The organism is Pseudomonas mohnii (assembly GCF_900105115.1).
GTDB classification, from domain to species: domain Bacteria; phylum Pseudomonadota; class Gammaproteobacteria; order Pseudomonadales; family Pseudomonadaceae; genus Aquipseudomonas; species Aquipseudomonas mohnii.
In genome coordinates this window covers 540,118-566,907 of the sequence record NZ_FNRV01000001.1, presented here as the reverse complement: position 1 = coordinate 566,907, position 26,790 = coordinate 540,118, and the positions used below count along the sequence as shown (strand labels likewise).

Genomic DNA, 26,790 nt, shown 5'->3' with positions numbered 1-26,790 from the left:
TTCACTCATTCACAGTCCCGCCCTTCAAAATCAGCACAAGGGATGTGTGATGTTCAGCCCTGCCGACCAAGCCTCTTTTATCCTTGATATCGAGGGGCTCAACCACGATCTGCAAGTCCTTGAGTTCACCGGCAAGGAAGCCATCAGCCAACCCTTCCGCTTTGATCTGAAACTGGTCAGCGAAAATCCCGACCTGGATCTGGAAAGCCTTCTGCATCGCATGGCGTTCCTTGGCCTTGACCGCCACGGCGCGGGTATTCATGGCCAGGTTTACAGCGTCGGCCAGGGCGACGCAGGCAAGCGCCTGACCCAGTACCAGCTCTGCCTGATGCCCAGTCTTGCCTATCTGGGTCACCGTTTCGACCATAAGATATTCCAGAAACTGAGCGTGCCGCAGATCATCGCCCAGGTACTGGAAAGCCACGGCATCCTCAGTACTGCCTATCGCTTTACCCTCGGCACGGATTACCAACCACGGGACTACTGCGTCCAATATGGCGAGAGCTGCCTGCATTTCCTGCAGCGCCTCTGCGAAGAAGAAGGCCTGCATTACCACTTCGAGCACAGCCGCGAGGGACATGTAGTGGTGTTCGGGGATGACCAGACAGTGTTCCCCAGGCTCCAACACCCCACCGTGTACCTGCAAGACAGCGCAATGGTCGCCGATGAACCGGTGATCAAGGCCTTCACCCTTGCAATGGAGACCCGACCCACGGCCGTGACCCGACGCGACTACGACTTCGAAAAGCCTTTGTTGCAACTGGAAAGCGGCGTGAAGGATCCTTCGTCGTTGCAACTCGAAGACTACGGCTTTCCCGGCCGTTTCACCGATCGCGAACTCGGCAATCACCGCGCTCAACGAGCACTTGAACGACACCGCAGCGATTATCGGCAAGCCACAGGACGCAGCGATCAACCGATGCTGTTGAGTGGTCATTTCCTGACGCTGACCGGCCACCCTCGCCAGCAGTGGAATGACCTGTGGTTACTGACCGAAGTCATCCACACCGGCCAGCAACCGCAATCGCTCGAAGCGTCGATCATAAGTGCCCCGAACGACGAACTGTCTCAAGGCTATCGCAACACCTTTCTCGCCACACCGTGGGACGCGCCTTACAGACCTCCGCTTGCCCACCCCAAAGCCACGATCAACGGTTATCAGCATGCCGTTGTCTGCGGCCCGCCTGGCGAAGAAATTCATTGCGACGAATACGGCCGTGTTCGTGTCCAGTTTCCCTGGGACCGCGACGGCGCTAAAAACGATCATTCAAGTTGCTGGGTGAGAGTCGCCAGCAAGTGGGCTCACGACCGGCATGGCAGCGTGTTGATTCCCCGCGTCGGCATGGAGGTGGTCGTCGGTTTCTATCAGGGCGACCCGGACAAACCGCTAATCGTCGCCTGCTTGAGCAATGGCGCCAATCGTCCTGCGCTCGACCTCCCGGCCGAGAAAACCCGCAGCACCTTCAAGACCCAAACCAGCCCCGGTGGCAGAGGTTTCAACGAACTGCGCATCGAAGATCGCAAGGGCGCAGAGGAAATATCCATCCGTGCCCAGCGCGACTACCGGCAATACGTGCTGAACGACGAGCGGATTCAAGTCGACAACCAACGCAGCATCGTGGTCGCCGGCAACGCCCGTCATGAACTGCGCGCCGAAGAACAGCACATCACCCAGGGTCACCGACGCACGGAAATCAGGCTGGACGATTATCTGACGGTACAGGGCAGCCGCCACATTCGCGCGTCCAACCATCGGTTGAGCGCTCAGCAGCAGATCAGCGTCAGTGCCAGCCAGAACATCGTCATCGATGGTGGCGCCAGCACCACGATTCAGGCCGGCGGCGTGTGGATCACGATCAATTCGGCCGGGATTTTCAGCAGTGTGCCCGTTGAAGTGGGCGGCGCGCCGAAGCCGGTCATCACGGCCACCCCGGTGCTGCTCGATGCGAGCGAACCACCATTGCCCGAACCGGTTTCAACCGCATTACTCAAACGACTGCTCGGCGACGAAGCACTGATTGAACTCTGCCAGATGCCTGCGGGGGGGACGCCCATGGACTGCCCGCTGAGTGATTGCCAATGCCGTAAAGCCCTGGGCTATGGAGACCGGACATGAATACCTGGATTCTGCTGGAGCGCCCGACGGCGCAACTGAAAACGCTGTATCGCCTGGCGACGCACCCCGACACTCACATGCTGTACGCCGGCACCTCCTTAGACAGTTTCGCCGAGCAAGGCCCCTTGCTCGTTAGGCTGAACAACCAACCGACATTCAATCAGGCGATCGAGCGTTCCCCGGCTGAATGGCCCGGTCTGCTGATCGAAAGTAACTTCGACACACCCTCGATACTCGCGCATCTGCGGCAGATTCTGATCGTCAACTTCGACCAGCAACGTAAAGGCGTCCTGCGCTACAGCGATCCCACCGTCGCCAGCTATTTCTTTGTGGCCTGCCCGGCGCAAGACCTCGGCCGGTGGCTGGGACCGATCAGCCGCCTGCGCTGGTTCGGTGGGACATGGGCCACGAAAGCTGCCGGTGAAGCCGACTGGCAGCAACTGGATAACCCGCATGCGATCCACTGGACCATTGAAAACACGCGTCGGGCCGTGTCCCTGAGCGCCGCCCAGGAAGAGTCCCTGACGCGCCTGGGTAATGAGCAATTTCTCCATGACTGGTGGCTGCGACACCCGCAGCATTCATTTGTGCAGGCCAATCAATTGATGGAGCAAGCGCTGGCCCAAGGCATCGACGACAGCAACGCCATCAGCGAATACCTGAGCACCCACTGCACGCAGGTTAAGTCATGAAGCGCCTGGGAAGATTGTCCGACGGACCTTGCTGCGAGCCCGACAGGCTGATCGTCCAGGTGATCGGCACCGGCCATTCCAAAGACCAGCGCCTGGTGCTCTTCGACCGGTCCGGCGTTGAACCGCTGCAGGCCCTGACCGATGAGGTGGAGCGCGAAACGGAGCGTTTATTCAGCGTCCACTGCGAGCTGTTCGTGTGGAACTGGTACGCCCGATTCGAGCATCAGTTGTGGCTGGAAATCGCCACGACCCATGGAGCGCCCATTCGCCTGCCGTTGCTGGAGGACGTGCGGATTACTCCGCGTCAACTGGACGCGCAGTGGAATCAGATCGTCCCCGTCGTGCCTTTCGTCGCGCTGCCCGGTACGCGCAGCCGCCACGACCTCGGCACGCCGGTCCTGTGCCGCAGCGGCTTTGTCTATGTGTTTTACCGCGGGCGCCTGTGGCGTGAACTGGAAGTGCGGCAGGACGGCGAGCGCACGACTTACCACGACATTGACGTGCCGATGTTTCGCGAAGGCCAGGATCTGTGCGACGACTACCGCCTGGCCAGGGGTGTCGCACTCAGCGACATCTGGCTGCCCGCCACTTGGAATCGGCAACCGGTCGACGCGGTGCAACTGTGTTTCAGCGAGATCCAGCTCAGTGCTGCCCGCGTCAAACGCCTGGAGGAGGACCCGGAGTTGCGCGCCCGGCGTTGCCAGAGCCCCGCGTTGCCGTGCGACAGTCAGACGTTCGAACGGCTTTTCGACCCGCAGCCCGACGGCCAGGCGATGCTCGAGGCTTTCGGGCGCTTCAATGCGTGGGATGCCCAGGCGTCCGACAGCGCGACGAAAGCCAGCGTCACCTGGCACAACCTGGCCGAACGCGCTTTTCCGCTCAGCCTGATCGCCCCGCAACGGGCACGCCAGAGCGGGTTCGAATATGGGCTGGAGCATCCGGGGCGTTACGTATGCGACCTGTCGGGGCAATTTGCCGCACAACGCAAATTCGAAGCCAGGCGCTGCCTGGCTCAGTGGGAGCAGGGCGCCACGCCTGATGTGCCTGCCACGTTCGAAAGCAGCGCCTGGGCCGACTGCCTCGCCACGCTGTTGCAGCGCTTGCAAGGAAAGACCCCGCCAGACGATGAAGCGGATCTGTGGCAACCCCAGCCCAGCGTCGTCGACGTGCTGGAGACCGCCCGCCAACGGCGCGTGTGCGGCGTGCTGCTGGAGGACCCGCGCTACCGTTTGCGGCACCTGCTGTCGCAGATCCGGCAGCAACAGCAATTGCTGGCGCTGTATGCCGAGCGCGCCAGCCTTTATCCCCACCACGCCAGCGCGGTGATGGTCCAGCAACTGATCGTGCCGGCGACCCTCGGCGGCCAGAAGAACCCGCTGCACGCCTGTTTCGACAAAGTGAAGGAGGCCGGGCGCCGCGACATCAACCGTTTCACCGCCAGCGCCGAGCGCGCCCTGATCTGGCAACAACTGAACATGGCGCAGGCCCTGCTTGCCGAGTGCCTGCAGCAACCGGTCACGCAGCAAACCCTGGCCGATCATTTGAGCCAGGACGGCTTTGACTATCTCGCCGCGCTGTTTGCCGTGAGCCAGACGTTCGCGGCCCTGGCCACGGTGCCCGCGCAACTCGATCCCCTGGCCAGCAACGGCGACGTCGCCAACGCGCTGACCGGTGCGAGTCTCTACAGTCCACGGGCCAGCGTCGGCCAGACCCTGCTCAACGACATCGCCCACGACCCGGCGCACCCGCTGCACCCGATGCTCTGGCCCGCCGTCGATGAAGCGGCGCTGGCCGCGCCCTATGTGCCGCCCACCCAGACAACCCTCAACGAGGGCGATGGTCATTTACGCGCCGATGACCTCGCCGCATTCGAAAGCCACCCGGGGCCCTATTACCCGCAGGTCGACCACCTCGACGGCCACTTGCTCAAAGACCTGCTGGCCAGCGGCAGCCTGAACAGCACCCTCACCGGCCAATCGAAAGCGGCCGCCGGTAGCCTGATCGGCATCTACGAAAACCTCGCGGGCGCCCTGGAAACCGCCAGCAGCGCGGTGAACAAACCGTCCGGGCCACACACCGGCCAGGCCATGCCCGCCAGCACCTATCTGCACGGCCTCGGCGTGGGGCTGTTGCGCAGCCTGATGCCCAAGACCTTTGGCGACGCGCACTTCATCCAGCGGCGTGACGCCGACCCGCAGCATTACTACGTTTTTGGCCTGACCGATGTGCCGTCCGGCGATCAGCGGCCACACCGGGTGATGGGTCAGTACCTGGATGCCCAGGGCCGACCGCTGAAGGTGCGCGACGACGTACTCGACACCCCGTACGCCCTTCGCGAAACCCATCACACACTGCTGGCGATCCCGCTGAAGCATCCGACGGCGAACAATCTCAGCGTGCTGAATCAGCGGATCAACGCGGTTTACAAAGCCGATGTGGAGGCGCGGGCGACGGGTGATGCGTACGTGAAAAGCCCGTTGCAGCGGGGCGTGGATGAGCATGTCGCGTCGGCTAACAGCCGGGTTCATCGCGTGCTGGGCTCGTTGCCGTTTGCGGCGGGGGTTTTGATGTTGGAGGTTTGGAATGTGAGGGTGGAGTGGGAAGGTAGAGAGCAAGTCCGCAAAGAGAAGGAACAGTATAGATCTCACCTAGCAATATTTGCTGCTGGACTAGATCTAGCTTTAGCGCTGGAGATGTTAACGGTAAAACTTGCCGGTACCCAGTCTGTTTTAGCGGCTAGTCGCAAGGTTGTTTTCACTATTTCAGATGACACCGCGAAATTAATCTTCCGTCGTTTCGAAAAGCACTTGGTCAGAAATTTAACTGTTCGTCTCATAGCGCAAATAGCAACTGGGGCTGTTTTTGCCTTTATCAATTTTTACGACACTTGGTACACCCGGCGGTGGGGGGACGACGCAATGTGGGGGTATCTGATGATGGCTGCGGGCGGCTCCATCAGCGCTCTCAGTAATTTGATCGTCAGTAGCGTCACCTTTCTCGGTCTGGGTCCGGGTGGTTGGGCCGCGCTGATATTGATCGTGATCGGTGCCGGACTGGCCTGGTGGCTGAGCGACAAGCCCATCGAAGAATGGCTGGTCAATGGCCCGTTCGGCACGCAAGTTCATTCAGATAATGCGCACCTGCTGGATCCGCAGCGTGGTTTTTATTACCTGATCAGTTTGTTTGCCGACATTCGCATCAACATAGGCCCCAACCCTCAATTCGTCCCCAATGCCAAACATGACTTTCGCGCCAGGACACCTTTTCAAGTGATCTCGTCCAATACCTGCATTCGCATTGAGAGTAACTTGCCGGGCTTAATTGCAAACCTCGGCACCCTGAACATCAATGCCCACTGTCGACTCAATACCTTCGAACTCAAAGGGGGGCGCCTCAAAAGTGAAACGGTGCCGTTCACAAAACTGATCGATAGCCGCCTCGTTCCACCCAATGCCCAACGGCTGCTACCGCAGGGGCTGGAACTGTTTTTCAAAACCCCAGCGAGCTACGCGTTCGACGCGGTAACAGGCTCATCCGGTATCGCCCATCAATGGCAAGTCCGGGCTCAGTGTGTACTGGAGCAACACCATCAACGCTGGCACTTTCCTGCGCCACCACCGAAGGATGGGACACCGTTTGATGCCACCCATATAAAACCCAACTTCGGCAGTGAGGGTGAGCTTTATTGGGCAGATGAAGTGACACATACATCACGAGACACTAACAAATGACCCAGGAATCTTATTACGCCAAGACGGCTTATGGGTCGACCGAGGTGCCCGAGCAAGAGCCATCCAATGAACGACCATGGATCATGCGGTTTGCCAAGGTCAGACTGCCTTGGGGTAATGCCGACGAAGTAACGCCCGTCAGCTTTGTGGAGGAATACTCGCCACGAGACCTTCGAAATCAAGAGCATTCAAAGATAGAACGCGAAGAGCAAATCGCCAAAGGCTCTTATACTCCTAGTCCATTTGAGCATATTGATTTTCATATGAGGGATAACCATGAAAGCTTTCGGTATGCACTTCTTCCTGTGAGCTCCCACTTTTGGATTTATATGGTGGGAGTAGGGCGTATTTTATTTCTAATTTTTCTTACACTTTCATTTTTTATATTGACGGCCGAGTTTATAGATACCAAAAAAATATTGAGCGATATCATTGCTGATTACAGTGTAACTCTTGTTGTTTTACTCGGGCTTCCTTTACTGTGTTGGATGGCTGGGGCTGTGGTAATTAAATTTTTCCAAAACCTCTGGATAAAACCCTCCCGAGGCCCCATCTGGGAACTCAATCGCCGTACCGGCCTGGTCACGGTATTCGACTACAAAAACAACGGTGAATACAAAAAGAACGGCACCATCGGTGAACTCACCGCGCCGTTCTACGAGTTTGATGCCTACATCGCCACATCCCCGGACAGTCAGGGCATGCCGTTAAACGTGCTTTACCTTGCCCATCGCTACCGCAACATCATGATCAACTTCGGCGCGCTGCTGTGCCCCGGTCCCGACGTTCAACCGCCTTGCGCCCTCTGGGATTTCATCCAGAACTACATGAACGTCAGCCGCCCGTTGCCGGACCTGCCGCAATACGAGGAATACCGCCACCTCGACCCCACCACCGCCGAATACGACCGCCTCACCGGCCGCAACCCGCGTTACTGGATCGACATGGATGATGCAACGTTCAAGCAAATCGTCAGCGAAATGCATCAGCGCGTCGATGAAATCGATACGTTCGAGCGGCCGAACTTGATGGCGGGATACGTGACCTATGTCGACTGAGCGACAAAAAATATGCGTGTGTTGGGGGAAGGCCTCAACCCTCAATTCATCCCTGATGCCAAACATGACTTCCGCGCCAGGACGCCTTATACGCTGGCATTTTCCTGCGCCACCACCGAAGGATGGGACGCCGTTTGATGCCACCCACATAAAACCCAACTTCGGCAGTGAGGGCGAACTTTATTGGGCGGATGAGGTGACACATACATCACGAGGCACTAACAAATGACTCAGGAGTCGTATTACGCGAAGACGGCTTACGGGTTGACCGAGGTGCCCCAGCAAGAACGCTCTGCTGAGCGCTCATGGATCATGCGTTTTGCCAAGTCCAGATTGCCTTGGGGTGGTGCGAAGGACTTAACACCTGCAAGTGCTCTCGAAAAATTCTCTCCCAAGAAGCTTCGCTTGCATGAAAAATTCAAAAAGGAGCGTGAAGAGCAAATAGCCGCAGGAACCCATATTTCGAGCCCATTCGAACATATCGATTTTCATATCAAGGACGATCATGAATGTTTTAGATATGCACTTTTGTCAGATGTATCGCACTTCTGGATTTATTTATACTCGATAGGAAAATTTTCATTTTGGTTTTTTTTATTTATATTGTTTTCCATCTCCACCTTAATACTAATTAATAGCGAAGAAAACTGGCAGGAAACGGCGTTCAATATCACAAAATATTCATCCATAACTCTTGGAATCCCATTGGGTTCCTGGGCAATAGGTAAGTTGGTAATAGACAAATCCCCCAACCTCTGGATAAAACCCTCCCGAGGCCCCATCTGGGAACTCAACCGCCGCACCGGTCTGGTCACGGTCTTCGACTACAAAAACAACGGCGAATACAAAAAGAACGGCACCATCGGTGAACTCACCGCGCCGTTCTACGAGTTTGATGCCTACATCGCCACGTCCCCGGACAGTCAGGGCATGCCGTTGAACGTGCTTTACCTCGCCCATCGCAACCGCAACATCATGATCAACTTCGGCGCGCTGATGTGCCCCGGTCCCGACTTCCAACCGCCTTGCGCCCTGTGGGATTTCATCCAGAACTACATGGACGTCAGCCGCCCGTTGCCGGACTTGCCGCAGTACGAAGAATACCGCCACCTCGACCCCTCCACCGCCGAGTACGACCGCCTCACCGGCCGCAACCCGCGTTACTGGATCGACATGGATGATGCAACGTTCAAGCAAATCGTGAGCGAAATGCACCAACGCGTCGAGGATATCGATACGTTCGAGCGGCCGAACTTGATGGCCGGATACGTGACCTATGTCGATTGACGGGGGCGGCGTGCGGGTGAAGGGAAGGTGCTACCGTGCCCGCTCAACTTGATCCCCTGGGCAGTGGTGCTGGCTTTACCCGCGCGCTGGCGGGTTTGGCCTCTGTTGTTCGTAGGCCAGCGTCGGCCAGACGTTGCTCAACGACGCGTTTCTTTTCAGGAGCAGCAGCGCACCAATTGTGAACCTGCTACCCGTCCTTCGTAGCCAACGGTAGCGTTCGAAAATTGTTCCTTTCGTAACACGCTTTCCCGGTTTTTACGCATCCTTCTGATTCGAAACACTTTTCAATCTCCCCAGCATTCTACGCACAACCTGTGGCACACTTTCTGCTGTCTATTCCGTTGTTACATACCATGTTCCGGTATAGCGGAATAACCATCATCTGGAGTGCTTGCCATGCATCGCCGTCCTTCCTTGTTCAAAGCGTGTGTTTTTCTTTTCGCAGCGTCTGCTGCTGCCGTGGGCGTGGCCCAGGCAGCTGACAGCAAGCTCGATAGCGTTCTGGCCCGCGGCAAACTGATTGTGGGCACCGGCAGCACCAATGCGCCGTGGCACTTCCAGGGGGCGGACGGCAAGTTGCAGGGTTTCGATATTGATATCGGGCACATGATCGCCAAGGGCTTGTTCAACGACCCGAGCAAGGTTGAGTACGTGGTGCAGTCGTCCGATGCGCGGATTCCCAACCTGCTGACCGACAAGGTCGATATCAGTTGCCAGTTCATCACCGTGACCGCCAGCCGTGCGCAGCAAGTGGCGTTTACGCTGCCGTACTACCGCGAAGGTGTTGGCCTGTTGTTACCGGCCAACAGCAAGTACAAGGAAATCGATGACATGAAAGCCGCCGGTGACAGCCTTACCGTGGCGGTGCTGCAAAACGTCTATGCCGAAGAGTTGGTGCATCAGGCATTGCCCAAGGCCAAGGTCGATCAGTACGACAGCGTGGACCTGATGTATCAGGCGGTGAACTCGGGCCGTGCCGACGCCGCGGCCACCGACCAGTCCTCGGTGAAATACCTGATGGTGCAAAACCCTGGCCGCTACCGCAGCCCGGCTTACGCCTGGAGCCCACAGACTTACGCTTGCGCCGTTAAACGCGGCGATCAGGATTGGCTGAACTTCGTCAACACCACGCTGCATGAAGCCATGACTGGCGTTGAGTTCCCGGCTTACGCGGCGTCGTTCAAGCAGTGGTTCGGTGTCGATCTGCCGACGCCTGCCATCGGTTTCCCCGTCGAATTCAAATGACCCCGTGAGAGCGGGGCGCTGATAAATCGCCCCGCTCAAGGTACTGCCAACCATGAACTATCAGTTGAACTTTGCCGCCGTGTGGCGCGATTTCGACACCTTGCTGGCGGGGCTTGGTCTGGGCCTCGAGCTGGCGTTGGTGTCGATCGCGATCGGCTGCGTGATCGGCCTGATGATGGCGTTTGCTTTGCTGTCGAAGCACCGCGCATTACGGGTGCTGGCGTCGGTGTATGTGACGGTGATCCGCAACACGCCGATTCTGGTGTTGATTCTGTTGATCTACTTTGCTTTGCCGGGTCTGGGCATCCGGCTGGACAAGATTCCTTCGTTCATCATCACCCTGTCGCTGTATGCCGGGGCGTACCTGACCGAAGTGTTCCGTGGCGGATTGCTGAGCATCCCCAAGGGGCAGCGTGAAGCAGGGTTGGCGATCGGCCTGGGCGAGTGGCAGGTCAAGGCTTACGTCACCGTGCCGGTGATGTTGCGCAATGTGTTGCCGGCCTTGTCGAATAACTTCATTTCGCTGTTCAAGGACACTTCGCTGGCCGCAGCCATTGCCGTGCCGGAGCTGACCTATTACGCGCGCAAGATCAATGTCGAGAGCTACCGGGTGATCGAAACCTGGCTGGTGACCACGGCGCTGTATGTCGCGGCCTGTTACCTCATTGCCATGCTGCTGCGTTACCTCGAGCAGCGTCTGGCGATCCGCCGATAGGAGGCCCCATGTACGAATCCCCCAGTTGGTTGCATGAGTTGTGGGTCGCCCGGGAGGTGCTGTGGCAAGGCTTTCTGACCAGTGTTCAGGTGTCGGCCCTGGCGATTTTGCTCGGCACTGTGGTCGGCGTATTCGCCGGTCTGGTGTTGACCTACGGCAAGTTCTGGATGCGCGCGCCGTTTCGTTTCTACGTGGACGTGATTCGCGGCACCCCGGTGTTTGTGCTGGTACTGGCCTGCTTCTACATGGCGCCGGCGCTGGGCTGGCAGATCAGCGCGTTTCAGGCCGGTGCCTTGGGCCTGACGCTGTTTTGCGGTTCCCACGTCGCCGAGATCGTGCGCGGTGCGTTGCAGGCATTGCCCCGTGGGCAGATGGAAGCGAGCAAGGCCATCGGCCTGACGTTCTATCAGGCCCTCGGTTACGTGCTATTGCCCCAGGCACTGCGGCAGATCCTGCCGACCTGGGTCAACTCGTCCACCGAGATCGTCAAGGCTTCGACACTGCTGTCGGTGATTGGTGTGGCCGAGATGCTGCTCAGCACCCAGCAGATCATCGCCCGGACCTTCATGACCCTGGAGTTTTACCTGTTCGCCGGTTTTCTGTTTTTTGTCATCAACTACGGCATCGAATTACTCGGCCGGCACATTGAAAAGCGGGTGGCCCTGCCATGACTCAAGTACATCAATCCAACGTCCCGAGCGGACAGTCTCTGTTGGACATTCGCGGCCTGCATAAGCAATACGGGCCGCTGGAAGTGCTCAAGGGCGTCGACCTGACCCTGCAGCGCGGCAACGTAGTCACGCTGATCGGCTCCAGCGGCTCGGGCAAGACCACGCTGCTGCGTTGCGTGAACATGCTCGAAGAGTTCCAGGGCGGGCAGATCATGCTCGACGGTGAATCCATCGGGTACGACGAGGTCAACGGCAAACGCATCCGCCACCCGGAAAAGGTCATTGCCCGCCATCGCGCCATGACCGGCATGGCGTTCCAGCAGTTCAACCTGTTCCCGCACCTCACTGCGTTGCAGAACGTCACCCTGGGTTTGCTCAAGGTGAAAAAACTGCACAAGGACGAGGCCGTGGCGCTGGCGGAAAAATGGCTGGAGCGCGTCGGTTTGCTGGAACGTCGCGATCACTATCCTGGCCAGTTGTCCGGCGGTCAGCAGCAGCGCGTGGCGATTGCCCGGGCGATTGCAATGAACCCGAGCCTGATGCTGTTCGACGAAGTGACCTCGGCACTGGACCCGGAACTGGTCGGCGAAGTGCTCAACGTCATCAAGGGCCTGGCTGAAGATGGCATGACCATGCTCCTGGTGACCCACGAAATGCGTTTCGCTTTCGAAGTCTCGGACAAGATCGTGTTCATGAATCAGGGGCGCATCGAGGAGCAGGGGCCGCCCAAGGAACTGTTCGAACGCCCGCAATCGCCACGATTGGCGGAGTTCCTCAAGAACACGCGGTTTTAAACACTCAATTTTCAATCAGGAGAAACATCCATGAGCATTACTCGTTACGGCACTGGCAGCACCGCCGCTGGCGGTCAGCCTCGCCCTTTCGCCCGAGCCGTTGAAGCCGATGGCTGGCTGCACGTTTCCGGGCAGGTGCCGGCGGTGGATGGCGAGATCATCACGGGCGGCATCGTCGAACAAACCCACCAGACCATGAAGAATCTGATCTCGATTCTGCAAGAGGCCGGTTATGGCCTGGAAGATGTGGTGCGTGCTGGCGTGTGGCTGGAGGATCCGCGGGATTTCACCAGTTTCAACAAAGTCTTCTCCGAGTACTTCAAACCCGAACACGCCCCGGCGCGGGCCTGCGTACAGGCGAACATGATGGTCGACTGCAAGGTCGAGATCGACTGCATCGCGTACAAGAAAAAGGCCTGAACCGAGGTGGCTTCATCGCTAGCAGGCTAGCTCCCACAGGTACGCATTCCAAATGTGGGAGCTAGCCTGCTAGCGATGACGGCCTTACGGTCGCCGCCGCACTCTAGGTAAACTCCCGGCACTTTTATGGGAACCACTGACATGACCGAAGACACCATCAAACGCCGGGCGCGCGGTCTGGACCGGGCGTTCGACATCCTCGATTTCCTCAAGGAGATCGGCCAGCCCTTGCGCCCGAACGAAATCGCCAGCGGCATCGGCAGCCCGAAATCCACGGTCTACGAACTGGTGGCCTCGTTGCTGGAACGACGGATTCTGGAGCCGGTGGGCAAGGACGGTCACGTTTACCTCGGGCGCCAGCTGTACTTTCTCGGGCAGGCGCACCTGCGTCATTTCGACCTGTCCCGCGAGGCCGATCACGCCTTGCAGGAGATCGTCAGCCAGACCCACGAAACCGCGCAGATGTGCCTGCTCAACGGGCGCAAGTACACCGTGGCGCTGATGAAGGAGGGCGAGCGGCATTTCCGCATTTCCTCGGACATCGGCGAAAACGCCCCGATCCCCTGGACCGCATCCGGGCGCTTGCTGCTGGCGCACCTGAGCGACCAGGCAATCATCGACCTGATCGACCATGACGACTTCATCCTGCCCGATGGTGAACGCCTGCCGCTGGAGCAGTTTCTCAAGGAAATCCGTCAGGCCGGTATCGATGGCTTTTTCTCCTTCGATAGCGTCGCCGACACCTTTACCCATTGCTTCGCCGCCCCGGTCAAAGACCCCGGCGGCGTGGCCATCGCGACCCTGTGCATCGTCGCCCCCCGGGCCGATGCCAAGAAAAATTACAACGACTACCGCCGGGTGCTGATCGACAGCGCCAACAGCCTGGCCCGTCGCATCAACGAATAACAGCGGCTGCCTGCGGCCGCGAATGTGAGGAGTTCGACCATGACTACTGCCGAAAATACTGCTGCCGTGGAAAAGGGTTTTGCCCGGACGGGCGCCAGTCTAGTCCGTGATGTCAGCCTGCCCGCGCTGGTGCTGCATCGCCAGGCGCTGGAGCACAACATTCGCTGGATGCAGGATTTCGTCAGCAACAGCGGCGCCGAACTCGCGCCCCACGGCAAGACCAGCATGACCCCGGCGTTGTTTCGCCGGCAGCTGGACGCCGGTGCCTGGGGCATTACCCTGGCCAGCGCCACGCAAACCCGCGCGGCCTATGCCCATGGCGTGCGTCGGGTGTTGATGGCCAACCAACTGGTCGGCACGCCGAACATGGCGCTGATCGCCGATCTGCTGGCCGATCCGACGTTCGACTTCTACTGCATGGTCGATCACCCGGACAACGTTGCCGACCTCGGCGCGTATTTCGCCTCGCGCGGTGTGCGCCTGAACGTGATGATCGAGTACGGCGTGGTCGGCGGTCGTTGTGGCTGTCGCAGCGAACAGGAAGTCCTCGACCTGGCGAAAGCCATCGCCGCGCAACCGGCGCTGGCCCTGACCGGGATCGAAGGCTATGAAGGGGTGATTCATGGTGATCACGCCATCAGTGGCATTCGCGCATTTGCCGGCTCCCTGGTGCGCCTGGCGGTGCAACTGCAGGACAGCGGTGCGTTCGCGATTGCCAAGCCGATCATCACTGCTTCGGGCTCGGCCTGGTATGACCTGATTGCCGAGGAGTTCGAAGCGCAGAATGCTGCAGGACGGTTCCTCAGCGTATTGCGTCCAGGCAGCTATGTCGCGCACGACCATGGCATCTACAAGGAGGCGCAATGCTGCGTGCTCGACCGCCGCAGCGACCTGCACGAAGGGTTGCACCCGGCGCTGGAAGTCTGGGCGCACGTGCAGTCGTTGCCGGAGCCGGGCTTCGCGGTGATAGCCCTGGGCAAGCGTGACGTGGCGTACGACGCCGGATTGCCGGTGCCGTTGCTGCGTTACAAGGCCGGCGTAGTGCCCGCCAAGGGCGACGACGTGAGTGCCTGCAAGGTGACGGCGGTGATGGACCAGCACGCGTTCATGACCGTGGCGCCGGGCGTCCAGTTGCGTGTGGGCGACATCATTTCGTTCGGTACTTCGCACCCGTGCCTGACGTTCGACAAGTGGCGTACGGGGTGCCTGGTGGATGAGCAATTGAACGTCATCGAAACCATGGAAACCTGTTTCTAAGTTCAGAACCGAGTCGCGGCCATCGCGAGCAAGCTTGCTCCCACCCCGGAAGGACTTCTCCTGTGGGGGCGAGCGCGTCCGCCCAGACAACAAAGAACACCAGAGCCCCCACAACCATGAACACCCTAAACACCCTGGGTCCCCACACCCCGCGCATCGCCTTGATCGGCGAATGCATGATCGAGCTGCAGCACCGTGCCGACGGCAGCCTGCGACAGAGCTTCGGTGGCGATACCTTGAACACCGCGGTGTACCTGTCCCGAGAGCTGGGCGGTGCTGGCGCGGTGGACTATGTCACGGCCCTGGGCGATGACAGTTTCAGCGATGCCATGTGCCAGGGCTGGGCCGAGGAAAACATCGGCCTGGGCATGGTGCAGCGCCTGCCCGGACGTTTGCCGGGGCTGTATTGCATTCAGACCGACGCCGCTGGCGAGCGTCGTTTCCTCTACTGGCGCAATGAAGCAGCGGTGCGCGATTGCTTCACTACGCCGGCCGCCGCGCCGATTCTGGCGGCGCTGCCGGACTACGACGTGCTGTATTTCAGCGGCATTACCCTGGCGGTACTGGGCGTGAAGGGCCGGGAAAAGTTGCTGGAAACCTTGATCGAGGCCCGCCAGCGCGATGCGCGAATCGTCTTCGACAATAACTACCGGCCGCGGCTGTGGGCCTCGGTCGAGGAGGCGCGGGCGGCCTACCGCAGCGTGCTGCCTTATGTCGACCTGGCGTTGTTGACCGTCGATGACGAACAGGCGCTGTTCCATTTCTCCGATTGCGCGGCGGTGTTTGGCGCGTACGAGCAGATCGGCACGCCCGAAGTGGTGCTCAAGCGTGGCGCCGAGGCTTGCCTGATTCGGTGTGAGGGTGAGTCGTTCGAAGTGCCGGCACAGAAAGTCGAGCGTGTGGTGGACACCACGGCGGCGGGGGATTCGTTCAGTGCGGCGTACCTGGCTGCGCGGCTCAAGGGCGCAAGCCCGGTCGAGGCGGCGGAGGCGGGGCACCGGTTGGCGAGTCGGGTGATTCAGGTGCCGGGGGCGCTCATACCCAGAGCTTGAAAGGCATGCCCTGTGGCGAGGGAGCAAAATCCCTCGCCACAGGGGGCTTTAATCCCGGTAAAACACCTGCACCAGGTGATAGCCGAACTTGCTCTTGATCGGTCCATGCACCACCCGCAGCGGTTTCTTGAAAATCACCGCATCGATGGCGCCGACCATCTGCCCCGGCCGCACCTCGCCCAGGTCTCCGCCGCGCTTGCCGGACGGGCAGGTGGAGTATTTCTTGGCCAGCACATCGAAGGCTTCGCCCTTGGCGATGCGTTGTTTGAGCTGCTCGGCTTCTTCCGAGGTTTTCACCAGAATATGGCGGGCTTGAGCTTTCATGGAGCGGGTACCTGGCAACGGTGGTGGCATGGAGGGTGATGCGGGGCGCGCGATTATGCCCTAACTCACTGCGGTTGGCCGATCATCGTGCGAATCTTGTTGGCCAACAGATCAATGGAAAACGGTTTGGCCACCATGTCCATGCCTTCCTCGAGAAAACCCTGACGCTCGGCGGCTTTTTCCGCGTAACCGGTCATGAACAGCACTTTGAGTTGAGGCCGGTGCTGACGGGCAATTTCTGCCAGTTGCCGGCCATTCATGCCGGGCAACCCGACATCCGTCACCAGCAGATCGACCCGCAGTCCGGATTCGAGCAGGGGCAGGGCGCTCTTTGCGTCTTCGGCTTGGTAGGCGTGATAGCCCAGCTCCTTGAGCAGGTCGAACACCAGCATGCGTACGGCCGGGTCGTCTTCCACCAGGACCACGGTTTCACCGGCAATGGCCGAGGGCGCCTCGCCGATGACCGGCGATAACACGTCTTGCGGTTCAACACCGTGCAGGCGCGGCAGGTACAAGCGCACGTTGGTGCCCTGGCCAGGCATGCTGAACAGGGTCACATGGCCACCGGACTGCTGGGCGAAACCATAAATCATCGACAGACCCAGGCCGGTGCCCTGGCCGATGGGTTTGGTGGTGAAGAACGGATCGAAGGCCTTGGCCAGGATCTTCGGTGTCATGCCCGTGCCGTTGTCGCTGACGCCGATCATCAGGTAATCCCCGGCCTTGACCGGTTCCAGGGTGTTGATTTCGCTGTCGTCGAGGTAGACGTTGGCGGTTTCAATGCATAACTCGCCACCATCGGGCATGGCGTCCCGGGCGTTGATCACCAGATTGAGCAGGGCGTTTTCCAGTTGGCTGACGTCCGTGCTGACCGTCCAGACGTCTTTGACCAGGCGCAGTTTGAGTTCGATATGGTCGCCCTTGGTGCGGCGGAACAGGTCTTCCAGGGAGCGAATCAGGTCGTTGGGGTTCAGCGGTTTGCGATCCAGCGACTGACGCCTGGAGAACGCCAGCAGACGATGGGTCAGGGCGGCGGCGCGGTTGGCCGAGGACACCGCTGCCTCGGTGAAACGGGCGATCTCGGCGGTGCGGCCGTCGGCGATGTAGCGTTGCATCAGGTCGAGGCTGCCGATAATCCCCGTGAGCATGTTGTTGAAGTCATGGGCAATGCCACCGGTGAGTTGGCCCACCGCTTCCATTTTCTGTGCATGGCGCAGGGCTTCTTCGGCGCGCTCGCGTTCGAACATCTCGTTCAGCAGCTTTTCGTTGGCTTCGGCCAGTTGCCGGGTTCGGGCGCTGACCCGTTCTTCGAGGGTTTCATTGAGGTTGCGCAGCGCTTCTTCGGTCTGTTTACGCTCGGTTTCGTCGATCACGAAGATGTAGAAACCGTTCACCGCGCCGTCTGCACCGTGGCGCGGCAAATAGTTCATCAGTGCATGACGGATGCTGCCGTCACGGTGCGGCGTCTTGATGCTGAAACAGCAGGGCCTGCCGGACAGGGCTTCGGCGATGTGCTCGGCGCGCAACGCGTAGGCCTCGTCGCCCAACACCTCTCGAACGGTCCGGCCGTAGAGCTCCTGGGGTGTCAGGCCGTACCAGTCCAGATACGCGGCGTTGTTCAGGCGAAAACGCTCCTCGCGGTCGACATAGCTGATCAGGATCGGCATGGCGTTGATGATCAGTTGCAGCTCGGTCTGGCTCTGGCGCAGGGCCTGCTCGGTGTTTTTGCGCTCGGTGATGTCCAGGGCGGCGCCCAGGAAGCGGATTGGCCGACCATGGTGGTCCTTGTAGCAACGACCGCGGGCAAACACCCAGCGTAACTCGCCATCGGGTTGCAGCAAGCGGTATTCCTCGGCGTATTCGGTGCCATGGGCGATGCAATGCTTGATGCTGCGGGCGATCAGGGCGCGGTCTTCCGGGTGCACGCCGTGAAGGTACTCGGTGATCGGCAGCTGGCTGGCCATGGCCGGGTCGATGCCATGCAATTGGGCGAAATAGGCATCAGCCAGGAAGCGGTCCTCGCTGATGTCCCAGTCCCAGGTGCCGACCGTGTCGGTGGCGGCGAGGGCCAGTTGCAGGCGTTCCTCGGTATCTTGTTGAGCCTTGAGGCTGGCGGCGGAACGCTGTTCCAGCTCGAGGGCGATTCGACGGCGTTCATTGGTTTCGATGGCGGTGACCAGAATCCCGGCCACCTCGGCGCTTTCGTCGCGAATGGGGCTATAGGTCAGGTCGAGCCAGAGGTCGGAATCCTTGCCGTCGCGCTGCAGGGTGAAGCGTTGTTCGCTGTAGGTCCGCACTTGCCCTTGCAGGACGGCTTTGTAAATCGGATCGGTAAAGTCCTTTAACTCTGGCCAGATAAGGTGTGTCGGCTGTCCGAAAGCGTACGGATGCTTGCTGCCGGCGAGCAGAGCGAAACCGTCGTTGTAGATCTGTGTCAGCTGCTCGCCCCAGAGCAACAGCATCGGCATCGGTGAATGAATCACAATGTCCATGGCGGTTCGCAGGCTCTGCGGCCAGGTGCTGGCCGAGCCCAGAGGGCTGCTTTCCCAGTCCAGCCTGGCAATCAAGGCCTGGGCATCGCTGCCGGTCGGTGAGGCGTTCATCTAGGTGTCCTGCATCAAGTCGGTATGACGGCGTCTACTCAGCTGGCTGAGCGGCAAACGCTGGATGACCCGGCATTTCGGTGGTCCGGGCCATTTTATTCATTGAATGCTTCGCAGGTGTTTTTTGCTATGGGCATCAACGCGTATTAAGACAACTGGCCAATCTGTACGCGAATTTTGCATCTGACAAGCAAACCCTGTGGGAGCGGGCTTGCCCGCGATGAGGGTGGCACCGTCAACATTGACGTACCGTCATCGCGATCAGGCTCGCTCCTGCAGTGGAATACTTTAATCCCGCAGCTCCGGGCGGTCGCGAAATTGCTCCAGTGCCTCGGGATTGGCCAGCGCATCGGTATTCTTCACTTTTTGCCCATGCACGACATTGCGCACTGCCAATTCGACGATTTTGCCGCTGATGGTCCGGGGGATGTCCGTGACCGCGACGATCTTTGCCGGCACATGGCGCGGCGTGGTGTTGGCGCGAATGGTATGGCGAATCTGTTGTTGCAGTGTTTCATCCAGTTCAACGCCTTCACGCAGCCGTACGAACAGCACCACTCGCACGTCATCCAGCCATTGCTGACCGATGGCCACGCAGTCGAGCACTGGCGGGACTTTTTCCACCTGGCGGTAGATTTCCGCCGTGCCAATACGCACGCCGCCGGGGTTGAGCACCGCGTCGGAGCGGCCATGGATCATCATCGCGCCGTGGGGCAGTTGTTCCGCGTAGTCACCCTGGGCCCAGACCCCGGGGAACTGGCTGAAATACGACGCCCGCAGCTTTTCGCCGTCGGGGTCGTTCCACAAGCCGTTGGGCATCGCCGGGAAGTGCCGGGTACACACCAGCTCGCCTTTTTCGCCAATGACCGGTTGGCCGTCGTCGTTCCACACTTCAACCGCCATGCCCAGGCTTTTGCCTTGCATTTCACCGCGACGCACCGGTTGCAACGGGTTGCCATTGACAAAGCAGGAGACGATATCAGTACCGCCCGACATCGACGCCAGGCACACGTCAACCTTGAGTTCACGGTAGACGTAGTCGTAACTCTGCGGTGAAAGCGCGGAGCCGGTGCAAAGCAGGGTTTTCAGGCTGCTCAAGTCATGGCTTTGCCGGGGTTTGACGCCGTTGGCTTCCAGGGTGGCGAGGTACTTGGGGCTGGTGCCGAACACGCTGATGCGCTCGTCGTCGATCAGGTCGATCAAGCGTTCGGGGTCGGGATGAAACGGTGAGCCATCGTACAGCACCACGGCACTGCCCACCGCCAGCGCCGAGACCAGCCAGTTCCACATCATCCAGCCGCAGGTGGTGTAGTAGAACAGGCGTTCGCCGGGGCCGAGATCGCTGTGCAAGCCGTGCTCTTTCACGTGTTGCAGCAACACGCCCCCGGTGCTGTGGATGATGCATTTGGGCACGCCGGTGGTGCCGCTTGAATAGAGGATGTAGAGCGGATGGGCGAAGGGCACGGGGACGAAATCCGGCTCGCCGCCGGGGTCGTAGAACTCGTCCCACAGCGTCACATTGGCCGCTGTGCGGAAGTCTTCGATGCGAACCTGCGGCCGCGCGTAGGGCACGACGATCAACTGTTGCAGCGATGGCAGGCGTTCGAGGATTTCGTTGACCTTGACGGTCTGGTCGATCTCCTTGCCGGCGTAGCGGTAACCGGCACAGGTGAGCAGCACTTTCGGCTCGATCTGGCCGAAACGGTCGATCACGCCTTGGGTGCCGAAGTCCGGCGAAGAACAGGACCAGATCGCCCCGAGGCTGGTGGTGGCGAGCATGGCCACCAATGTTTGCCAGGTGTTGGGCATGCACGCGGCCACCCGGTCGCCGAGGCCGACACCGGCGGCGATCAGGCCGTTTTGAAAACCGGCGACATGCTCGGCCAGTTCGCCCCAGGTCAAGTGTTCACGCTGCCCGTTTTCGCCCACGGCCACGACAGCCACGGCATCGTCGCGGCGGCGCAGCAGGTGTTCGGCGAAGTTCAGGGTGGCGCCGGGGAACCACTGGGCGCTGGGCATTTGCGGGCCTTCCATCAGCACCGCGTCAGGTTGTTGATGGAAGCGGATATCGAAAAAGTCGACGATGGCCTGCCAGAAATCCACACGTTGATCGATGGACCACTGGTGCAGGGCAGGGTAGTCATCGATGTGCAGGTGGTGTCGCTGATTGATGAAGCGCCGAAAGGCCTCCATGCGGGTCTTGCCGATGCGTTCGGCACTGGGTTGCCAGAGGATGTCGGACATGGTTTGCCTCTTCTTATTCGTAAGTTCAAGCGAGCATTTGTGGCTCGGGGGGCAAGCTCCCTCGCCACAAGGGGTCAGCGGTGCTTACTGCGCCAGCCAACCACCATCTATGTTCCACGCCGCGCCGCGCACCTGGCTGCCGCCTTCGCTGCACAGGAACAGTACCAGTTCCCCCAGTTGCGGCGGCGTCACGAATTCCAGCGACGGTTGCTTCTCGGCCAGCAGATCATGTTGCGCCTGCTGCGGGTCGATCCCGGTGGCGGCGCGGTCATCGATCTGCTTCTGCACCAGCGGTGTCAGCACCCAGCCGGGGCAAATGGCGTTGCAGGTGATTTGGGTGGTTGCGGTTTCCAGCGCGACCACTTTGGTCAAACCGATCACCCCGTGCTTGGCCGCGACATAAGCCGCCTTGCCCACGGAGCCGACCAGGCCATGCACCGAAGCAATGTTGATCACCCGACCCCAGCCCTTGGCGCGCATGCCCGGCAGGCTCAGGCGAGTGCTGTGGAACACCGACGACAGGTTAATCGCGATGATCGAATCCCAGCGCTCCACCGGGAACTCTTCCACCGGCGCCACATATTGGATGCCGGCGTTGTTGACCAGAATGTCGATGCCACCGAATTCGCGCTCGGCATAGGCGATCATCTCGGCGATCTGTGCCGGGTCGCTGACATCGGCCGGGTGATGACCGACCTTGCCACCGTACTGCGCCACTTCGGCAATCACCGTGGAGGCATCGCCGAAGCCGTTGAGGATCAGATTGGCGCCGGCCTTGGCCAGGCTGAGGGCGATGCCCAGGCCAATGCCGCTGGTGGAGCCGGTAACCAGTGCGGTCTTGCCCGAAAGAGTCGTCATGAATACCTCACACAATGCCAGTGGCGTAGAAAGTGCCGATCACCACGAAAACCGCCAGGGTCTTGATCAGCGTAATACAGAAAATGTCTTTGTAAGCCTCGCGGTGGGTCAGGCCGGTGACCGCGAGCAGGGTGATCACCGCACCGTTGTGCGGCAGGGTGTCCATGCCGCCACTGGCCATCGCGGCTACACGGTGCAGCACTTCCAGCGGGATATTGGCCGCATGGGCCGCGGCGATGAATTGTTCGGACATGGCCGCCAACGCGATGCTCATGCCACCCGAAGCAGAACCGGTGATGCCGGCCAGCAGGGTCACGGTGATCGCTTCGTTGACCAACGGGTTAGGAATGCTCTTGAGCCAGTCGGCCAGGACCAGAAAGCCGGGCAAGGACGCGATGACCGCACCGAAGCCGTATTCCGACGCGGTGTTCATCGCCGCCAGCAACGCACCGCTGACCGCGCTTTTGCTGCCTTCGGCGAGTTTGCTGCGGATCGCCTGGAACCCGAACGCCAGCACCATGATGATCCCCACCAGCAGCGCCGCCTGTACCGCCCAGATCGCCGTGAGTTTGGCGATGTCGGTGGTCACAGGCGCGGCCATGCCCGGCAGCGCGAGGCTGTGGGTCTTGCCGTACCACTGTGGAATCCACTGGGTGAACAGCAGGTTCATGATGCCCACGGCCAGCAGCGGCGACAGGGCGATCCACGGGTTGGGCAGCTTGATGTCGGCGGCGGTTTCCGGCTCGTTGCGCAGTTCGGTGCCATAACCTTCACCCGCGCGTTGGGCCTTGTTGCGCTGGCGCTGCAGGAACAGCATGCCGGCGCAGAACACGAAGATCGTGCCGATCACGCCCAGCCATGGCGCGGCCCAGGCGGTGGTGTTGAAAAAGGTACTGGGAATGATGTTCTGGATCTGCGGGGTGCCGGGCAAGGCGTCCATCGTGAAGGAGAACGCGCCGAGGGCAATCGTCGCCGGAATCAGGCGCTTGGGAATGTTGCTCTGGCGAAACATTTCAGCGGCAAACGGGTATACCGCAAACACCACCACAAACAGCGAGACGCCGCCGTAAGTCAGCAGGGCGCAAACCAGCACGATCACCAGCATCGCCTGGCGGGTGCCCAGCAAGCGAATGGCGGCGGCGACGATCGAGCGCGAGAAACCCGACAACTCGATCAGCTTGCCGAACACGGCACCGAGCAGGAACACGGGGAAATACAGTTTGATGAAGCCGACCATTTTCTCCATGAACACGCCGGTGAAAGCCGGCGCAACAGCAGAGGGGTCGGTGAGCAGAACGGCGCCGAGGGCGGCGATCGGGGCAAAAAGGATAACGCTGTAGCCACGGTAAGCAGCCAGCATCAACAGCGCGAGGGCTGCCAAGGCAATGATCACACTCATGGTGTGTCTCCTGGGTTGTTATTTTTGTAGGGTGGATCTTTTGTAGGAGAGCGCTATAGCGAATTGTGTGCCAGATGGTTAAGTGCCTGAAATATAAAGGAATATTTATATTTTCTTGGAGTGGGTCTAGGCTTTTGTCTCTATATTGAGACTTTTGGCTGCTGGGCCGGCCTCATCGCGAGCAGGCTCGCTCCTACAGTTGATTGTTTTTTTGCAATCAATCCAATAAACCTGTGGGAGCGAGCTTGCTCGCGATGGTCTGTCTATCAATGGAGATCAATGTCTCTTTATGGAGACTCTGCAATTCCCAACGCCAGCATCTTCTTGTACAGCGTCGACCGACCCAGCCCCAGCCGCGCCGCCGCTTCAACCACCTTGCCCCCGCATTGCGCCAGGGTGGTTTCAATCAATTGCCGATCAAAGCGTGCCCGGGCAGCACTGAAGGTCTCGTGCTCCAGCGGTTCGACGGGCAGCGGTGCCATGCGCTCCACTGGCGTAAAGGTCCCGATGGCTGCGCGGATATCCGCCACCGTGAGCCGCAGGTCATCACTGAGCAACGCCGCCCGTTCCAGCACGTTGCGCAGTTCGCGAATATTCCCCGGCCAGGCATGCTGCCCCAGCAGCGCCAGTGCCTCGCCGTTGAGTTCGTGCTGGCTGCGCAGCTCTTCAAGGATCGCTTCGCTGAGGGCGGGCAGGTCGTCGAGGCGGTCGCGCAGTGGCGGAACCTGAATGGGCAGGACGTTGAGGCGGTAGTACAAGTCGGCGCGAAATTCGCCGCGTTTGATCGCGGCCTCCAGATCAGTTGAAGTCGCGGCGATCACCCGCACATCGCTCTGGATCACGTCGTTGGAACCCACCGGTTCGAATTCCTTTTCCTGCAACACCCGCAGCAATTTGCTTTGCAGCGGCAGGGGCATGTCACCGATCTCGTCGAGAAACAGTGTCCCGCCCTGGGCGATCTGCAATTTGCCGGCGCGGGCCTTGCGGTCGGCACCGGTAAAGGCGCCGGGCGCGGTGCCGAAGAATTCGGCTTCCAGCAGCGATTCGGGGATCGCTGCACTGTTGACGCTGACAAACGCCTTGAGCGCGCGCGGCGAAGCATTGTGGATCGCCTGGGCCAGCAGTTCCTTGCCGGTGCCGGTTTCACCAAGCAGCAACACTGGCGAATCGGTACTGGCGCTGCGGCGGGCGCGGCGTTTGACTTCCAGGCTGGCGGCGCTGGTGCCGATGAAATGGGCGAAGTTGTATTTGGTCTGCCGCGCCCGCAACAGCGAGCGGGTCGATGCCAGTTCTTCCTGCATGCTCATGTAGCGTTTGAGCATCGGCGACAGGCTGCGCAATTCGTCGAACAGGGCAAAGCCGATGGCGCCGATCACTTCGCCGGCATCGTCGTGAATCGGCAGGCGCATGACCACCAGCGGTTCCTTGGGGGTGTCCTGCATGTCGAGCAAAATCGGGCGCCCGGTGCGCACCACTTCGCGCAACAGGCTGCCGGGGATCACGCTTTCGCAGGCCTTGCCGATCGCGCTTTGCGCTGATTGCAGGCCGAAACGCTTGGCGTAGCGCTCGTTCATCCACACGATATTGGCGTCGCGGTCGACAATCACCGTGCCCTCGCTCGACTGCTCGATGATCTCGAACAATGAGCGGATCGCCAGCAGGCGTACGCGCTGGTAGTCCTTGAGGCTTTCGGTGGTGTTCATGAGGGTTGATCCTGATTAAGTGTTGCCTGTGCCGGCCCTATCGCGGGCAAGCCCGCTCCCACATTGAAATGCATTCTCCTGTGGGAGCGAGCCTGCTCGCGATGGCCGCGACGCGGTTCAGCGGCATGCGCCGGATTATGACGCCCCCGGATGCGCCGCGGTCAACAGCTCCTTGGTGTACGGGTGCTGCGGCGAATCGAAGACGTCGTGGCTGGCGCCGCTCTCAACCACCTTGCCGTCCTTGACCACGATCATGTCGTGCGCCAGGGCGCGGACTACTGCCAGGTCATGGCTGATGAACAGATAAGTCAGGCCATGTTTTTCCTGAAGCTGGCGGAGCAGGGCGACCACTTGCTTCTGCACGGTGCGGTCAAGGGCCGAGGTCGGTTCGTCGAGCAGGATCAACGCCGGTTTCAGCACCAACGCCCGGGCGATGGCAATGCGTTGGCGTTGGCCTCCGGAAAACTCGTGGGGATAGCGGTGGCGGCTCTGCGGGTCGAGGCCGACTTCTTGCAGTGCCCGTATCACTTCGGCGTCGCACTCGTCGGGGCTCAACTGGCTATGGACTTCCAGGCCTTCACTGATGATCTGTGCCACGGACATTCGTGGGCTGAGACTGCCGAAGGGGTCCTGGAACACCACCTGCATTTTTTTGCGCCACGGCCGTAGCTGTTTCTGCGTCAGGCCATTCAACGCGTGGCCCTGGAAGCGAATACTGCCCTCGGAATCAAGCAGGCGCAGGATGGCCTGGCCGAGGGTGGACTTGCCGGAGCCGGATTCGCCAACGATGCCCAGGGTCTTGCCCCGCTGCACATTCAGGCTGATGCCATCCACGGCCTTCAGGTAAGTCTTGCGCTGAAACAGGCCGCCACCGACGGCAAACTGCACCCGCAGATCCTCCACCTCCAGGACTTTCTCCCGTTCGTCCCGGGGCAGGGCTTCGCCTTCGGGTTCGGCATTGAGCAGGACGCAGCTGTAAGGGTGCTTCGGTTCGGTGAACAGCGTTTCGCAGGGCGCCTGCTCGACGATTTCGCCGGCCTTCATCACGCACACCCGCTGGGCGATGCTGCGCACCAGGTTGAGGTCGTGACTGATCAGCAGCAACGACATGCCCAGGCGTTGTTGCAGGGATTTGAGCAGCAGCAGGATCTTGCGCTGCACGGTCACATCCAGGGCCGTGGTGGGTTCGTCGGCAATCAGCAATTCCGGTTCGCAGGCCAGGGCCATGGCGATCATCACCCGCTGGCGCTGGCCGCCGGACAGTTGATGGGGATAAGCCTTGAGCCGCTCCTTGGGTTTCTGGATGCCGACCAGATGCAGCAACTCCAGAATCCGCGCTTGCGCCACCTTGCCCGCCAGGCCCTTGTGCACCAGCAAGGTCTCGCCGATCTGCTTTTCGATGCTGTGCAGCGGATTGAGCGAGGTCATCGGCTCCTGAAAGATCATCGCGATCCGGTTGCCGCGCAGTTCGCGCAATACGCTGGACGGAGCGCCGAGCAGTTCGCGGCCGCGATAGCGAATGCTGCCATGGCTTTCGGTGCCGACGTCGGGCAGCAGTTGCAGGATCGAGTGGGCGGTCACCGATTTGCCAGAGCCGGACTCGCCCACCAGTGCCAGGCATTCGCCGGGGCGGATGTCCAGGCACAGATTGCGCACCACGGTCTCGCCACTGAAGGCCACGCTGAGGTCACGGATTTCGATCAGGTTAGTCATAT

Annotated in this window: 20 protein-coding genes; 13 read left to right on the top strand and 7 right to left on the bottom strand. The window is 60.2% G+C overall.

Features of this window, described 5'->3' with window-relative positions; translation table 11 throughout:
* Positions 1–49: 49 nt before the first annotated feature.
* From BLV61_RS02485 to BLV61_RS02425, 13 genes are all read left to right on the top strand, one after another.
* Positions 50–2,116, top strand: coding sequence for a type VI secretion system Vgr family protein (locus BLV61_RS02485; protein WP_090462287.1), 2,067 nt, complete (start codon positions 50–52; stop codon positions 2,114–2,116).
* Positions 2,113–2,808 carry a DUF4123 domain-containing protein gene (locus tag BLV61_RS02480; RefSeq protein ID WP_090462285.1) on the top strand — a complete coding sequence of 232 codons (696 nt, stop codon included), beginning with the start codon at positions 2,113–2,115 and terminating at the stop codon, positions 2,806–2,808. The genes BLV61_RS02485 and BLV61_RS02480 overlap by 4 nt, the downstream gene beginning before the upstream one ends.
* Positions 2,805–6,539: a hypothetical protein gene (locus BLV61_RS02475; RefSeq protein ID WP_090462282.1), complete on the top strand. Its 3,735-nt coding sequence runs from the start codon at positions 2,805–2,807 to the stop codon at positions 6,537–6,539. The genes BLV61_RS02480 and BLV61_RS02475 overlap by 4 nt, the downstream gene beginning before the upstream one ends.
* Positions 6,536–7,597 carry a hypothetical protein gene (locus BLV61_RS02470; RefSeq protein ID WP_244159781.1) on the top strand — a complete coding sequence of 354 codons (1,062 nt, stop codon included), beginning with the start codon at positions 6,536–6,538 and terminating at the stop codon, positions 7,595–7,597. The genes BLV61_RS02475 and BLV61_RS02470 overlap by 4 nt, the downstream gene beginning before the upstream one ends.
* A 225-nt stretch (positions 7,598–7,822) precedes the next feature.
* On the top strand, positions 7,823–8,884 hold the full coding sequence (locus BLV61_RS02465; RefSeq protein WP_244159779.1) for a hypothetical protein: 1,062 nt from the start codon (positions 7,823–7,825) through the stop codon (positions 8,882–8,884).
* Between the two features lie 396 nt (positions 8,885–9,280).
* A complete protein-coding gene (locus BLV61_RS02460; RefSeq protein WP_047529745.1) occupies positions 9,281–10,129 on the top strand; it encodes a transporter substrate-binding domain-containing protein in 849 nt (282 codons plus the stop codon).
* Between the two features lie 52 nt (positions 10,130–10,181).
* Positions 10,182–10,844 carry an amino acid ABC transporter permease gene (locus BLV61_RS02455; protein ID WP_090462280.1) on the top strand — a complete coding sequence of 221 codons (663 nt, stop codon included), beginning with the start codon at positions 10,182–10,184 and terminating at the stop codon, positions 10,842–10,844.
* Between the two features lie 8 nt (positions 10,845–10,852).
* On the top strand, positions 10,853–11,515 hold the full coding sequence (locus BLV61_RS02450) for an amino acid ABC transporter permease (RefSeq protein ID WP_090462278.1): 663 nt from the start codon (positions 10,853–10,855) through the stop codon (positions 11,513–11,515).
* Complete coding sequence (locus BLV61_RS02445) at positions 11,512–12,309, top strand: amino acid ABC transporter ATP-binding protein (protein ID WP_090462276.1); 798 nt, start codon at positions 11,512–11,514, stop codon at positions 12,307–12,309. The genes BLV61_RS02450 and BLV61_RS02445 overlap by 4 nt, the downstream gene beginning before the upstream one ends.
* A gap of 30 nt (positions 12,310–12,339) precedes the next feature.
* Positions 12,340–12,729: a RidA family protein gene (locus BLV61_RS02440; protein WP_090462274.1), complete on the top strand. Its 390-nt coding sequence runs from the start codon at positions 12,340–12,342 to the stop codon at positions 12,727–12,729.
* A 141-nt stretch (positions 12,730–12,870) separates the two neighbouring features.
* On the top strand, positions 12,871–13,635 hold the full coding sequence (locus BLV61_RS02435) for an IclR family transcriptional regulator (protein ID WP_090462272.1): 765 nt from the start codon (positions 12,871–12,873) through the stop codon (positions 13,633–13,635).
* Positions 13,636–13,674: 39 nt separating this feature from the next.
* On the top strand, positions 13,675–14,892 hold the full coding sequence (locus BLV61_RS02430; RefSeq protein WP_090462270.1) for an amino acid deaminase: 1,218 nt from the start codon (positions 13,675–13,677) through the stop codon (positions 14,890–14,892).
* Positions 14,893–15,008: 116 nt separating this feature from the next.
* On the top strand, positions 15,009–15,944 hold the full coding sequence (locus BLV61_RS02425) for a sugar kinase (RefSeq protein ID WP_047529732.1): 936 nt from the start codon (positions 15,009–15,011) through the stop codon (positions 15,942–15,944).
* 48 nt (positions 15,945–15,992) lie between these two features.
* Here the strand turns inward: BLV61_RS02425 and BLV61_RS02420 are convergent, their stop codons facing one another.
* From BLV61_RS02420 to BLV61_RS02390, 7 genes are all read right to left on the bottom strand, one after another.
* Positions 15,993–16,268 (bottom strand): peptidylprolyl isomerase, encoded by a 276-nt coding sequence (locus BLV61_RS02420; RefSeq protein WP_007933743.1) that lies wholly within the window; start codon positions 16,266–16,268, stop codon positions 15,993–15,995.
* A gap of 65 nt (positions 16,269–16,333) precedes the next feature.
* Complete coding sequence (locus BLV61_RS02415) at positions 16,334–18,871, bottom strand: PAS domain-containing hybrid sensor histidine kinase/response regulator (RefSeq protein WP_090462266.1); 2,538 nt, start codon at positions 18,869–18,871, stop codon at positions 16,334–16,336.
* A 288-nt stretch (positions 18,872–19,159) separates the two neighbouring features.
* On the bottom strand, positions 19,160–21,115 hold the full coding sequence (locus tag BLV61_RS02410; protein ID WP_090462264.1) for an acetoacetate--CoA ligase: 1,956 nt from the start codon (positions 21,113–21,115) through the stop codon (positions 19,160–19,162).
* Positions 21,116–21,199: 84 nt separating this feature from the next.
* Positions 21,200–21,973, bottom strand: a complete 774-nt coding sequence (locus tag BLV61_RS02405; RefSeq protein ID WP_090462262.1) for a 3-hydroxybutyrate dehydrogenase — start codon at positions 21,971–21,973, stop codon at positions 21,200–21,202.
* A 7-nt stretch (positions 21,974–21,980) separates the two neighbouring features.
* Positions 21,981–23,372, bottom strand: coding sequence for a GntP family permease (locus BLV61_RS02400; RefSeq protein WP_090462260.1), 1,392 nt, complete (start codon positions 23,370–23,372; stop codon positions 21,981–21,983).
* A 287-nt stretch (positions 23,373–23,659) separates the two neighbouring features.
* Positions 23,660–25,075 carry a sigma-54 interaction domain-containing protein gene (locus tag BLV61_RS02395; RefSeq protein WP_047529721.1) on the bottom strand — a complete coding sequence of 472 codons (1,416 nt, stop codon included), beginning with the start codon at positions 25,073–25,075 and terminating at the stop codon, positions 23,660–23,662.
* A 135-nt stretch (positions 25,076–25,210) separates the two neighbouring features.
* Complete coding sequence (locus tag BLV61_RS02390; RefSeq protein ID WP_090462258.1) at positions 25,211–26,788, bottom strand: ABC transporter ATP-binding protein; 1,578 nt, start codon at positions 26,786–26,788, stop codon at positions 25,211–25,213.
* Positions 26,789–26,790: the final 2 nt, after the last annotated feature.